Origin of the sequence: Streptomyces sp. NPDC014733 (assembly GCF_043083385.1) — a bacterium.
GTDB lineage: Bacteria > Actinomycetota > Actinomycetes > Streptomycetales > Streptomycetaceae > Streptomyces.
On record NZ_JBIBYO010000008.1, the window covers coordinates 149,048 to 162,219 of the forward strand.

Sequence of the window (13,172 nt, forward strand, 5' to 3'; positions counted from 1 at the left end):
GGGTCTGTAGGGGCTCCGCCGCGTGGGCCATGAAGCGGCGTGGCCGCGCGAGGGCAGATACACCCATCTTGCCGTACCGCCCTGCCCTGGCGGAAACGCACGGGGGAACGAGCGGGGACCGGAGCCGTGGAGCAGGCCGGCGAACGGGGAACGCGGGGCCGCCCCGCCCGGCCCACCGCCGCCCGTGCCCGTGGCCCGGCGACCCGTGGCCCGGCGGCCCGCGGCCCGGCGGCTCACAGCCGTCCGCGCATACGGCGGCGGGCGGCGCCCGTACCCGGGTGCCGCCCGCCGTCGCTCACGAGGAGGTGTTACGCGGTCTTCTTCTTACGGAGGAAGAACACCGCACCGCCGCCGATCAGCACCAGCACGACCGCGACGCCCGCGATCACCGGGGTGGCGTTGCTGGAACCGGTCTCGGCGAGGTCACCGCCGCCGGTGGTGCTCCCACCGTTGGTGCCGCCCACCGACGCGGGGCTGGGCTGCGGGGTGGGCTTGCCGCCACCGGAACCGGCGGTCTTGCAGTCCAGCACGCCCGAGAACGACTTCTCGAAGCCGCCCGCACCCTTCACCGTGATCTTGTACGGCTGGTCCTCGCCGACCGGCACCGTCACGGTCTTCGACTCACCGGGACCGACCTCGTAGTCCTTGCCGGACAGCGAGAAGGGGAACGCCTCGTCACCGCTGTTGGTGGTGGTGACGTCCACCCCGCCCTTCGCGCAGTTCTTCTGCGCGGTCGCCGCGGGAACGGCGCCCTGCTTCTTCCACGACGCGGTCGCCGCCGCCGACACCGTCGACTCGCTGGAGCCGGCCAGGATCTGCGTCTGGCTCTTCGCGTGCTCACCGATACCGGTGAAGGCCCGGCCGACCGGCACCTTCGTCGCGGCCTGCACGGTCAGCGAGGTGCTGCCGTCCTCCGCGCCCTTGGGCACGTCGAAGAAGAGCTGGGAGCCGTCGGCGGCGCTCGTGACGGGCTTGCCGTCCTTGCCGACGATCTTCACGCCCGACGGCAGGTCCGCGGCCGGGGACACCGCGACGCTGTCCGCGTTGGTGTGCACCGTCACCGGGCCGAGACGGCCGCCCGACTTTCCGGAGACCGCCGGCGGGTCCAGCGTCAGCGACGCCTTCGGCTCCGAGAGGTTGCGCGCACTGCGCTCCAGGTAGTCGGCGAGCTTCTCGGCCGCCGGGTTCACCGCGTCCACCTTGACGTGGTCGGAGAACCGCCAGATCGCGACCTGCGTACCGGCCGCCGCGGTCTTCTCCGTCAGCCCCTGCGCACCGGCCTTCTGCGCCAGCGCCGCCAGGTCGTTCACCTGCGGGTACGAGTTCTGCAGGATCCAACGGATCTTGCCGGCGTCCGCGTTGTTGTGCAGCGACGAAGCGCTCCAGGGCACCTCCTGGTACTTCGCCTGCTGCTGCGTCGGGTTGTGCACGTCGATGCAGTACGTCTGCAGCGTGCCACCGTTGTCCACGGACATCTCGAACAGGCCCGCGCCGAGGGGCTGGTCCCCACCCTCACCGTGCACGATCGCCTGGTCGTAGACCTTCAACCCACCGAGCGTGGCCGTGGCACCGCCGTGCCCCGCAACCGTCTCGTCCGCCGCGGCGGGCCCCGCCGTGGCTATCGCACCCGCCGCGACCAGGCCCGAAGCCACGACCGCGGCGGCAAGACGGGCTGCGCCCCGCCTCTTCCTCGAAAGCATGAATTTCCCCTCTGGGCGAGGCGGTCGAGTGGGGAGAAGCCTCGCCGGAAAGATCCCAGACAACTCAACAGCTGAACAGATCAGCCCCCGTGAGTACTCGTCGGATCCTAGGGAGAAGCCGCAACACGGTCCTCAGGATCACACCCCTGCAGACGATCCGAATCGCAATCGTTATCGATAGGGGAATGTGGGGGCTGGGTTTATCGATAAATCGGCGCTGGGGAGGGGGCCCCTCCCCTCCCTCCCCCTCCCCCTCCCCACCCCGCGCCCCCGAGTCCACCCGGCCGGCCACCTCCGCCTACGCCGTCACCCCGCCCCCACTCCCGCCCCCTCCAGGGCTTCCTTCTCCGCCGCGACCGCGCCCGCCGCCGCACCGTCCACCGCCCGCGCAACCACTTCGGCCGCACCCCCGCTCCCGTCCGCGACAGAGGACGTCGGCGTCACCGTCGATGGCGTCACCGCCGGTGGCGTCTCCGGCTTCCCCCACGCCCCCGCTCCTCCCCCCGTGGACCAGTCAGGCCCCAACTCGCCTCCCCGCGCGTCACCTTCGTCCGGCTGCCGTTCGGACCGTGGCCGGGGTGACGCCCGGCGGAACGCCGCGGTCCCCCGGGTGAGGTCATGGCCGATGGCGACGGCCTCGACCTCCGCCGCGAGCCAGCGCTGTCCGCCGCGGTCCACGGACTGTTCGCCTTCCCGTACGCGCAACCGGCCCTGCACCAGCAGGGGTTCGCCCACCGTCACGGACGCCGCGACGTGGTCGGCGAGCGCGCGCCACGCCTTGACGGTGAAGAAACTGGTGTCGCCGTCCGTCCACCGCTCGCGTGCCCGGTCCCAGCGCCGGGGCGTCGCCGCCAGCCGGAACCGCACCACCGGCACGCCCGTTGGCGTCGTCCGGTGCTCCACCGCCGTGGCGGCGTTCCCCACCAGCGTGACCATCGTGTCGTTCATCGCATCCCCCTCGTCGGGCCGCCGTCACACGACGCCCTCTTCCTTTTCGTCGTCCGCGGGCTTCTCCCACGTCCGATCGGCACATCCACCGGCACATCCGCGCCGGCACATCCACCGGTACATCCGTCGGCACGTCCGTCGGCGGATCGGCGCTCGCGCTCTGCGGGCCGCCGCTACTGCCGTGGACGGTTCTCATGCTGCGTGCGTCCGCCCGTCCCCGCTCGGGCCTGTGGACGACAGCTCACCGTGTGGACAACTCGGCCACGCGAACGGTGAATTCACCGCCCAGGGCACACCGCCCGAAGAGCCCGACGCGCAAGCGGCACCACCCGGAACCCCAGACCCGGCCCCCCACCGGCCATCGCCCCGTCGCCCACCGCCCCGGCACCCGCCTCGGAAGCGGCGCGCCCCCGGCCTCAGCCCCCCGAAGCCACCGCGTACTGCTCCCGGACCTCCTGGTACCGCAGCAGTTCCGCGGCGACCGGTTCGAGGACATGGGCCCTGCCGCAGTGGGCCGCCGCCTCGCGCAGGCGGCGCTCCGTCTCCTGGCCGTGGCGGCGGGCCGGAGCCCGGGCAGCGGCCGCACATGCCCAGGTCAGCGTGGGTGCGCCCAGGACGCCGAGGGCCGTCACGGCCAGCGCCGCCGGCCAGCCGGTGACGTTCGCGGGCCCGGCGAGCGTCCCCAGCAGCCACACCGTGCCGACAACCTGCAGGACGCACATCAGCCCTTGGAGGCTGGCGGCCACCGTCCACCACCTCGGCCTGGCGGGGCCGGGCCGCAGTGCCGCCTCGGCGTCGGCGGCAGCCACGTCCAGCGCCGCGGGCAGCTCTTCGGCGCCCCGCCCGGCGGCGTCGCGTACGGCCTGGGCCCACGGTGCGGGCAGCCCACGGGACGCCTCGCCGACGAGGGTGCGTACGGCCTGTTCGACGACGGGGCGGGCCGCGGCACGGTCGTCGGCGGTGCGGGGGGCGTCGGTGGCGGGGCGGGTGCGCCGCTGGTGGAGGCGGGTCCAGGGGGTGGCGCAGGCGCGTTCGGCGTGGCGGAGCCAGTCGCGTTCGGCGGTGCGGCCGGTCGCCGCGGCGCCGACGGCGACGGCGAGCCGGTCGTCGAAGGCGCGGCGGGCCCGTGAGGTGAGCGTCACGCGGCCCTGTGTGGTGTAGGCGGGGCGCAGGCGGGTGGCGGCGGCGTCGACGTCGGCGGTGAGGCGGCGGTCGGCGGCGCCGCGGTCGGCGACGAACCGGGCGAGGGCGTCGCGCAGTTCGCCGACGCCGGTGCCGGTGGCGGCGGAGAGGGCGAGGACGGTGGCGCCCGGTTCGCCGTGTTCGCCGAGTGCCATGCCGTCGTCGTCGAGCAGTCGTCGCAGGTCGTCGACGACCTGGCCGGCGGCGTCGCCGGGCAGCCGGTCGATCTGGTTGAGGACGACGAAGGTGACCTCGGCGTATCCGGCGTGCGGGCGGAGGTAGCGCTCGTGCAGGACCGCGTCGGCGTATTTCTCGGGGTCGACGACCCAGATGACGGCGTCGACGAGGGCGAGGAGCCGGTCGACCTGTGCACGGTGGCCGGTCTGTGCGGAGTCGTGGTCGGGGAGGTCGAGGAGGACGAGTCCGTCGAGTCCGGTGGCGTCGCGGGCGGGTGTGTGGCGGCGGTGCGGGGGGACGCCGAGCCGGTGGAGGAGGCCGTCGGCGCCGGGGCGCCCGCCGCTCCAGACGCAGGCGACGGGTTCGCCGGTGGTGGGCCGCTGGGCGCCGGCCCGGGAGCGGGGTGCCCCGGCCAGGGCGTTGAAGAGGGAGGATTTGCCGCTTCCGGTGGCGCCGGCGAGGGCGACGACGGTGTGCCGGGTGGAGAGCCGGCGGCGTTCGTCGGCGGCGTCGAGGACCTGTCCGGCTTCGTCGAGCATCGTGCGGTCGAGGCGGGTGCGGGAGAGCACGATCATCTGGCGCAGTGCGTCCAGGCGGGCCTGGAGGGCGTCGCCGGGGTCGGGGCGTCCGGTGTGGGGGAGCGCCCAGCCGTACGGGGCGTCCTCGTACGGGGCGTCCTCGTGGGGGGCGTGGGCGGGGTGCCGGTGGGCGTCGCGGAGTGCGGGTCGGGGCGGGGCCGTGCCCGGTGGGCCGGTGGGGGGTTCGCCGTCCCACTGCGGTCCGATCCGGCCGCCTTCGGTGCCTTCGGGGGTGCGGGGGCCGGTCCGGGCGGTCCAGGTGGTCAGCCGGCGGCGTCGGCGGGCGGGGTCGCGGGGTGCGGTGGCGCGGCGGGCGATGAGGCCGTCGTCCCAGGCGGCGGCGCCGGTGACGAGGCTGCCGTCGGTGCAGACCACGGTGCCCGCCGCCCAGGCCCGGTGGTCCTCGGGGCCGTCGGTGCCGCGTGCGGGGGCGGAAGGGGCGGGCCCGTCCTGTTCCGGTGGGTGGGGCGTGTCGGTTCCGGTGGCCGGGGGTGCGTCGGCGTGTTCGCCGCAGGCCCGGCAGCCGGGTCGGCCGCACGCCTCGCACGGTGCGGGGTGCGCGGCCGCCGGGCCGGGCCCGTCGGGGAGGTCGCCGGGTCCGCTCGCGCCGTTCATCCGGTCACCTTCTCCCTCTGCAGTACGGACAGTGCGGCGATGAGTTCGGCCTGCTGGTCGGGGGGGACGGCGAGCCGTTCGAGGGGGGCGAGGCGGCGTTGGCGTTCGGCGGTGAGGGCGCGGTCCAGGTGGGCGGTGAGGAGGCGGGTGCCGCGGTCGTGGAGGCGGAGGGTGCTCTGGGCGCCGAGGAGGGTGGCGAGGCGTTCGGCGGCGGCGCGGGCGCGGTCACCGCCGAGGAGTGCGGTGGCCAGCAGGGCGGTGGGTTCGTCGGGGGTGACGGAGCCGGGCCGTTGGGCGGCGCGGCCGCCGCGGGCCTCGCGGATCTCCTCCTCGGTGACCTCTTCCAGGCAGCGGCGCCAGCGGCGGACGGCGACGCCGAGGCGGTCGGGGGTGCCGGTGGTGCCTGCGGCGGCGTTCGGTGCGATGTCGGCGGCGGCCGGGTCGCGGCGCCAGGCGTCGGCGGTGCGTTCGTCGGCGCGTTCGACGGCGCAGGCGAGGAGGGCGGTGAGGCCGTGGGTGAGGGCGTCGAGGAGGTCGTCGGGGCGGCCGCCGAGGGCGTGGTCGCGCCAGTGGGCGCGGGCGTCGCCGGACAGCACCTCGCCCGCGGTGATCTCGCGTCGTACACGGGTGGCGGCTTCGCCGTATGTCTCCTCGACGCGGGCGGCGAGGCGCAGGGCGGCGGCGTGCTGGGCGGCGGCGGCGCCGGCGAGGGCGGGCAGGCGGCTGCGGAAGGAGGCGATGACCCCGGTGGTGGTGCGGTCGGCTGCGGCGGTGCGGGCGGGCGGGTCCTGGGCGTGGCGGGCGAGCCAGTCGCGGAGGGCGGCGACGGCGGTGGCGGGCAGCAGTCCGCTGCCGCCGCCTGCGGATTCGGGGAGTTCGGGGATGGTGAAGCGGGGGACGTGGCCGAGTCCGGCGCGCTGGAGGAGGGCGGCATAGCGGGCGGCGATGTCCGTGGCGATCTGGTGCGGTACCCGGTCGAGGACGGTGACGAGGGTGACGTCGTACTCCTTGGCGGTACGGAGGAGGTGCCAGGGGACGGCGTCGGCGTAGCGGGCGGCGGTGGTGACGAGGACCCAGATGTCGGCGGCGCAGATGAGTTCGGCGGCGAGTTCGCGGTTGCGGGCGACGAGGGAGTCGATGTCGGGGGCGTCGAGGAGGGCGAGTCCGGCGGGGAGGGCGGGGTCGGTCTCCAGGCGGAGGGTGGGGACGGCGGAGTCGTCGCGGGTGGGGTACGGGGGTTCGTGCCGTCCGGGTGGGGCGCCGTCGTCCGGGGTGTGGCCGGTGTCGTGTGTTCCGCTTGCCCCGTAGGTGGGGTACGGGGGCGTGGTGCGTGTCGTGTTGCGGCGGGGTTCGCGGGTGGCGGGCCCGGGGCCTTCCTGTTCGGGGACCCAGAGGCGGGCCAGGTGGGGCAGGACGCGGCGGCCGGCGAACCAGTGCAGGTCGTCGGGGTGGCAGACGAGGACGGGGGTGCGGGTGGTGGGACGCAGGACGCCGGCTTCGGAGACGCGCCGGCCGACGAGGGAGTTGACGAGGGTCGATTTTCCGGCGCCGGTGGAGCCGCCGATGACGGCGAGGAGCGGGGCATGGGGTGCGCGCAGCCGCGGCATGACGTAGTCGTCGAGCTGGGCGAGCAGTTCGTCCCTGCTGCGCCGGGCGCGGGCCGCGCCTCTCAGGGGCAGGGGGAAGCGTGCGGCGTCGACGCGGTCGCGCAGTACGGACAGGGCGTCGATGAGTCGGGGTCGTACGTCCAAGGTCGCCACATGTGCAGAATGCCCAATTTGGTTAGGTTTTTGAAGCGTATACACCTGTGTGCGTGCCATAAAAACCACCACAGAACGGTACGAGCCACGCGTGAGACGATCGAGGCGGGCGACTCGCAGGCATAACGACTGCACAACAGCCGCCGCCGGAGTGGCCAAAACCGGTGCAGGATTCGTACCCGCCTGCGATTATCGGGACCGCTTCACGGAATCTCCACAACGTGCCACGGAGGTGAAGCAACCGGGACGAGGCGCCCGGACCCCTATCCTTGTCCGCGGTCCGTGCTCCACGCCCACCACCGGCCCCCGTAGCTCAGCGGATAGAGCAGGTGCCTTCTAAGCACTTGGCCGCAGGTTCGAGTCCTGCCGGGGGCACTCCGGATCAGACCCTCCTTCGGGAGGGTCTTTTTGCTGGTCGGGGGTGGTTTCCGACCGGCCGGCCACAGCCGGAGGCACCCCCGGCCAGACAGGGGACACCCTCGACGGCGTCCGGCCGGCTCCGGGTTTCCGCAGGTGGCCACGGAGAATACGCGGCACGGTTCTCCCGCAGGGGTTCGGCGGAGCCGCCGTGAGGCGCGCCGCTTCCACCGGGAGGTCGCCGCGGGCGACCCCGTCGCCCCTGCGGCCCCCGGGGTGCTCCCTTACGGCTGGGGCCCGCGAACCTCACCAGGGCCCCGCCCCCGAAGCGACACCCGATGAGATCATGACCCCTTGCGCCGCCCGGGCGGCGCAATCCGGTCCGCGCCGCAGGCGAGGCACCGAGGGCGGTCGAGGCGACGGAGGGGGCCCGTGGGCAAGGGGGACGGGGCATGGATACGCGTGCCGGTCGGGGGCGAGGGGGGCCGATGGGATACCCGGGGATCGGTGCGGCGGGTGCTGCTTGTGGTGCACAACGTGACCTCTGCGACCCGGTTGCTCGATGTTCTGCCGCTCCTCCGTGACTTGCGTATCCAGTTGCTGGCCACCTGCACCGGCTCGTCCCCCTTCCAGGCCGGGGTGCCGGAGCTGCTGGCCGAGGTCGGGGTACCGGTACTGCCGTGGGCGCAGGCACTGCGGACGCGGGTGGACCTCGCCGTCTCCGCCAGCTTCGGCGGCCAACTGCATGAGATTTGCGGTAAGTTGGCCGTTTTGTCACATGGGGTCGGATACAATAAGACGTTGGCGACGCCGGACGCCGGACGCCGGACGCCGGACGCCGGACGCCGGACGCCGGACGCCGGACGCCGGACGCCGGACCCGGTGTTCGGGATGTCGGACGCGTGGCTGCTGGTCGACGGGGAGCCGGTCGCGGACGCCATGGTGCTCTCCCATCCCGAGCAGCTCACGCGGTTGCGGGAGGCGTGCCCGGCCGCCGCGCACACCGCGGTGGTCGCCGGGGACCCCTGCTTCGACCGGCTGCTGGACGCCCGCCCCTACCGCGAGCGTTTCCGGCGGGCCCTCGGGCTGCGGGCCGGGCAGCGGCTGGTGGTGCTCAACTCGACCTGGAATCCCGCCTCGCTCTTCGGCGACGGCGGCGACGACCTGCTGCCCTCGCTCCTCCCCCGGCTCACCGGTGAGCTTCCCGCCGACGACTACCGGCTCGCCGCCGTCCTCCACCCCAACATCTGGCACGGTCACGGCCCGGGACAGGTGCGGGCCTGGCTGGAGCGGGCGCGCCGCGGCGGCCTGGCGCTGCTCGATCCGCTGACCGAATGGCGTCAGGCGCTGCTCGCCGCCGACCTGGTCATCGGCGACCACGGCTCGGTCACGTACTACGCCGCCGCCCTCGGCACCCCGGTCCTTCTCGGCGCCGCCCCGCTCGACGGTCTCGACCCCGCCTCGCCCGTCGCCGACTTCGTCCGCACCGCGCCCCGCCTCGACCCGCTCCGGCCGCTCCGCCCCCAGCTGGAGTCCGCCCTCAGCGACCACCGGCCGCACCCCGGGCCCGCCGAACTCACCACCTCCGTCCCCGGAAAGTCGGCCGCGCTGCTGCGCGCCCTCTTCCACCGCCTCATCGGCATCCCCGAACCCGGCTTCCCCGCCCACCTCGACCCGCTGCCGCTGCCCGACCACACGCCGCCGCGCCACACCACCTCGCTCCGCGTGCTGACCCGCCTCCTCGGCCCGTACGAGGTGGCGCTGCACCGCTATGCGGAACCGTCGTACGAACCGGAGGAGCCCGACGGGCCCGGGAGCCGGCCCGCGGGCGCGTGCGGCGGCGCGCCCCTCCAGGCGCATCTGGCGGCGCACGAGGAGACCGCGGACCGGGAGGCGGTGGCCGCGGCGGATGTGATCTTCCGGGACGGTGCGGCCGACGATCCGCGGCTGGGACCGCCCGCGGCATGGTGTGCCGAGGTGCTCGCCCGCCACCCGCAGTGCGCCCTCGCCGTGTACGTCAGCGCTCCGGACACCTGCACCGTCCGCCTCCGTACCGGCGCCACGTTCACCCTCACCGCCGACGCCTCGGCGGCCGACCCCGCCGCGCTGGCCTCGGCGCTGTTCGCCTGCCTTTCCGCGGGCACGGCGCCGCAGCGCCTGATCGCGAACGGGCTGACGGTACGGACCACCCGGGCCCGCCACCGGGTGACGGTCGCCGCGGCGGACGACGGCGCGGGGACAGCGGGCTGACCCGCCGACCCGCACCCGCCGCCCCTACTCCGCGTCCCGGGCGACGGCCTCGCGCAGCTCCCGCAGGCGGCTCAGGTGGTACCCCGCGCCGCCCTCCGCCAGCAGCCCGGCGGCCTCCTCGAAATGGGCCAGCGCCTCCCCCGCCTGCCCGGCCTCGCTGCGGGTCTCCGCGAGGTCGGTGAGGGTGCGGGCGGTGTTGTACGGGTCGTTGGCGCGGAAGTACTCCAGCGCCTGCTCCAGCCACCGGGTGGCGTCGTCGCGGCGGCCCAGACCGCGCAGGGCCCGGCCACGGTGGCGGCGGAGCAGGGCGCGGGCGCGGGGCACGTCGCGGCTGCCCTCGCCGCCGTCCGGGATGGCGACGAGGACGGCGTCGGCCTCCTCGAAGAGGTCCAGCGCCTCGGCGTACCGCCACTGCCGCAGCCGCAACAGGCCCAGCGTCTCCACCGCGGTGGCCCGCCCGAGGCGGTGACCGGCCGACTGCGACGCCCGGGCCGCCTGCCGCAGCTCCTCCTCGGCCTCGGCGAAGTGGTCGGCGCCCAGCTCCGCCAGGGCCAGTGCGAGCTGGGTGTGCATCCGGGCCCGCACCCGGACCCGCGCGCCGGACGCCTCGGGCACCGGACCGGCCTCGGGCACCGGACCGGCCTCGGGTGCCAGGGCGCGGGCGGCGCGGACGCCCGCCCGCAGCGCCGGCAGGACCTGCTCGTGACGCCCGGCCTTGAGCTGCACCGCCCACAGGGCCTCGCACAGCTGCCAGACGCTGTGGTGATCCCCGTACGCCTCCGCCGCCAGCACGGCGGCCACCAGGGTGGGGAGTTCGCAGTCCAGGGTCGCCAGCGCCGCCCGGGGGTCGGCGTACGGGCCGGGCGGCAGCAGGTCGTAGAGCGGGCCGAGGTGCCAGCGTTCCGGGAGGGCCGCGCGGTCGGCGGGCACCGCCAGGCACAGCGCCCAGCTCACCGTGCGGGAGACGGCGGCGGAGCAACCGGCGGGCCGGTCCTCCCGGGCGGCGAGCGCTTCGGCGTGCTGCCGGACGAGGGGGCGGTGGTGGTACCGCACGCCGTCGCGGGTCTCCAGGAGTCCGTGGGCGACCAGCTCGCCCAGGAGGCGTTCGGCCTCGGCCCCGATGGTCTCCGCGGTGGCCGCCGCCTGGGCGGGGCCGATGGCGGGCCAGGGGTGCAGTGCCAGCAGGCGGTGGAGCCGGGCGGCGTCCGCGGAGAGTGCGCGGTAGGCGTCGTCGACGGCGGCGCGTACCGGGTCGGGGTCCGGGGCGGCGGGCTCCCGGGCGGGCGGAGCGGACCCGTCCGGCGCGGGGTCCTGCGGCAGGGTGAGCGTGGTGGCGGCGGTGCGCAGGGCGCACGGGAAACCGCCGCACCGGTCGAGGACGGCCCGGAGCGCGGCCTCGTGGTCGCCACGCCACCGCAGTCCGGTGAGCCGGCTGAGGAGGGCCCGCGCGTCCTTGGCGGCGAGCGGGCCGACCGGGACGGGCACGGCGTCGAGTCCGGCCAGCGGGCGGCGCGCCACGACGATGGTGAAGACGCCGGGGGCGCCGGTCAGCAGGGGGCAGACCTGGGCGGCGGAGCGGGCGTGGTCGAGGACGACGAGCAGTCTGCGGTCCGCGACGAGGGTACGGAACAGGTCGATACGGTCCTCGGCCGCGGGCGGTACGTCCGCGTCGGCGACGCCCAGTTTGCGCAGGAAGTGGCGGAGCACGGCGGGGGCGTCGTGTCCGGAGCCCGCGCCGCCGCGCAGGTCGAGGTAGAGCTGGCCGTCCGGGAAGCGGTGGGCGTTGCGGCTTCCCCAGTGGATGGGTACGGCGCTGGTGCCGATGCCGCCGGGCCCGTACACGACGGCGACGCGGGGCAGGCCGTCGGCCTTGCGTCCGGCTTCCTTGTCGAGCTGTTTGAGGGGTCGGCGGCGGTCGGTGAAGAAGCGGGCGGTGGCCGGGAGCTGGCGCGGGACGGCCGTGGCGCTCGCGGGGGCGGGGGCGGTGCGGAAGAGGACGCCGAGGGCGCGGGCGTATTCGGGGTCGCGGGCGGCGGCGCCGGCCAGTACCGCCGCCAGCTCGCCGCGCTCCTCGGCGCCGACCGGTGCGGGCACCTCGCGTCCGGCGATCCGGCGGGCGAGCGCACCGAGCGATTCCCAGCCACGTTTGCCCGCTTCTGTCGCCATGGACATCGCCATGGTGGACAGCAGGGACGAAACCGCCGCCATCGACGTGGGATCCAGCATGCCGTCACTCCCCCTGTACGCCGCCCGGTACCACTGCCGGGCGGCCGTGCCGATCCGTCTCGCGCCCGCCGTCCACCGTAGTGGTGGGCCGCCCGGCGCCGTGCTCTCCCGTACATCCTGCCGGGAGAGGCCCGGGCCCGGAACTCCCTCCGGCCGAGACCGCGACCCCGGAGCACCACCGTTCCCACAGACCCCGCCTGACGCCTCGTCCACTCCCTTCGCCCACAGGCGTTCTGACGTGGCGTCGACCGGACGAACAGCATGTTGGCGGCATTCGACACGCCCAAAAGTGTTTATTTTTGGCTTGTTTGCATATGACTCTGATCACGTGAGGTCCCGATCCGGATTGCGGACGATCACTCTCGGGCAGACCGTGTGGGCCCGGACTGTCTGGTTCCGGCCCACCCCCCTACCGGGGCGCCGGATGCTACCGGCGCACCGGACTGTCTGCCCATCGGAGTTGAAACATGGACAACAACCTCGTCATCGACGCGGCGGTCCCCGGCCAGTCCGGGTTCGACGAGAAGCAAGTTCCCCTCTATTACACGCGCAAGACCAGGGACATCCTCCACAAATACGGCCCTGGCCCCCGTGTCCACTTCCATATGGGGATATTCGACGAAGGCGCGCACCCCAACACCACGGTCGCGCAGCGCGTCCTGCGGCAACGCATCGTCGCCTCGCAGGAGGCCGTCCTCGATCACGCCGCCGAACTCTGGGACGTACCGCGCAACCCGCCCGGTCATCTTCTCGACATCGGCTGCGGCGTCGGCGGCGGCTCGATCTACTGGGCGCAGAAGTTCGGTGCGCAGGTCACCGGCATCACCGTCACCGGCGAACACATACCGGTCATCGCCGACCTCGCCCGCCGGGCCGACGTCGGCGACCGGATCACCCCGGTCCTCGGCGACATCCACGACCTGACCGACGAGAACCGCTACGACGGCGCCGTCGCCATCGAGAGCTCCGGCTACATGGACCGTGAGCGGCTCTTCTCCGTCGTCGCCAAGGCCCTCAAGCCCGGCGGCTGGTTCGGCATCCAGGAGCACTTCCTGTGCCGCCCGGAGTGGACCGAGTTCATCGACGACTACTACAAGACCCGCCTGGGCACCCTGACCGAGTACATCAACGCCGCGCACGCGGCCGGTCTGGAGCTGGAGCAGGACGAGGACATCACCGACCGCGTCGCGGAGTTCTGGATGCAGTCGATGGCGTGGAGCACCGCGGAGGTGGAGACGATGGACCGTACGGGCGTGCCCTCGCCCATCGCCCGTGACCGGCTGCTGGAGTCGGAGCGCACCCACGGCAAGCTGTTCCGCATCTGGCGTGACCACGCGGTCGAGACCCGCCTGCTGCTCTTCCGCCTGGGAGGCAACTGA

Annotated in this window: 7 protein-coding genes and 1 tRNA gene; 3 read left to right on the plus strand and 5 right to left on the minus strand. The window is 74.5% G+C overall.

The genetic code is table 11. The features are described 5' to 3' along the window. Nucleotides 1-308: 308 nt before the first annotated feature. From ACF1BH_RS19955 to ACF1BH_RS19970, 4 genes are all read right to left on the minus strand, one after another. Entirely contained in the window at nt 309-1,700 is a 1,392-nt protein-coding gene (locus ACF1BH_RS19955; protein WP_391643845.1) for an LAETG motif-containing sortase-dependent surface protein, read from the minus strand. 306 nt (nt 1,701-2,006) lie between these two features. After that, entirely contained in the window at nt 2,007-2,648 is a 642-nt protein-coding gene (locus ACF1BH_RS19960) for a single-stranded DNA-binding protein (protein WP_391643847.1), read from the minus strand. A gap of 416 nt (nt 2,649-3,064) precedes the next feature. After that, a complete protein-coding gene (locus ACF1BH_RS19965) occupies nt 3,065-5,200 on the minus strand; it encodes a GTPase (RefSeq protein WP_391643849.1) in 2,136 nt (711 codons plus the stop codon). After that, the gene (locus ACF1BH_RS19970) at nt 5,197-6,960 is read right to left on the minus strand and encodes a dynamin family protein (protein WP_391643851.1); all 1,764 of its coding nucleotides are present in this window, start codon (nt 6,958-6,960) and stop codon (nt 5,197-5,199) included. Before ACF1BH_RS19970 ends, ACF1BH_RS19965 begins: the two co-directional genes overlap by 4 nt. A 302-nt stretch (nt 6,961-7,262) precedes the next feature. On the opposite strand from ACF1BH_RS19970, the gene ACF1BH_RS19975 reads away from it, so the two are divergent. Further along, a tRNA-Arg gene (locus ACF1BH_RS19975) sits at nt 7,263-7,335 on the plus strand. Between the two features lie 519 nt (nt 7,336-7,854). Further along, nucleotides 7,855-9,567 (plus strand): hypothetical protein, encoded by a 1,713-nt coding sequence (locus tag ACF1BH_RS19980; RefSeq protein ID WP_391643853.1) that lies wholly within the window; start codon nt 7,855-7,857, stop codon nt 9,565-9,567. A gap of 24 nt (nt 9,568-9,591) precedes the next feature. Here the strand turns inward: ACF1BH_RS19980 and ACF1BH_RS19985 are convergent, their stop codons facing one another. Next, complete coding sequence (locus tag ACF1BH_RS19985) at nt 9,592-11,793, minus strand: tetratricopeptide repeat protein (protein WP_391643855.1); 2,202 nt, start codon at nt 11,791-11,793, stop codon at nt 9,592-9,594. A gap of 467 nt (nt 11,794-12,260) precedes the next feature. On the opposite strand from ACF1BH_RS19985, the gene ACF1BH_RS19990 reads away from it, so the two are divergent. Further along, nucleotides 12,261-13,172 carry an SAM-dependent methyltransferase gene (locus tag ACF1BH_RS19990; RefSeq protein ID WP_391643857.1) on the plus strand — a complete coding sequence of 304 codons (912 nt, stop codon included), beginning with the start codon at nt 12,261-12,263 and terminating at the stop codon, nt 13,170-13,172.

What these genes read in the sequence shown, in the direction of transcription:
- ACF1BH_RS19955 (WP_391643845.1), bottom strand. Translation starts at nt 1,700, where the DNA reads ATGCTTTCGAGGAAGAGGCGGGGCGCAGCCCGTCTTGCCGCCGCGGTC.
- ACF1BH_RS19960 (WP_391643847.1), bottom strand. Translation starts at nt 2,648, where the DNA reads ATGAACGACACGATGGTCACGCTGGTGGGGAACGCCGCCACGGCGGTG.
- ACF1BH_RS19965 (WP_391643849.1), bottom strand. Translation starts at nt 5,200, where the DNA reads ATGAACGGCGCGAGCGGACCCGGCGACCTCCCCGACGGGCCCGGCCCG.
- ACF1BH_RS19985 (WP_391643855.1), bottom strand. Translation starts at nt 11,793, where the DNA reads ATGCTGGATCCCACGTCGATGGCGGCGGTTTCGTCCCTGCTGTCCACC.
- ACF1BH_RS19990 (WP_391643857.1), top strand. Translation starts at nt 12,261, where the DNA reads ATGGACAACAACCTCGTCATCGACGCGGCGGTCCCCGGCCAGTCCGGG.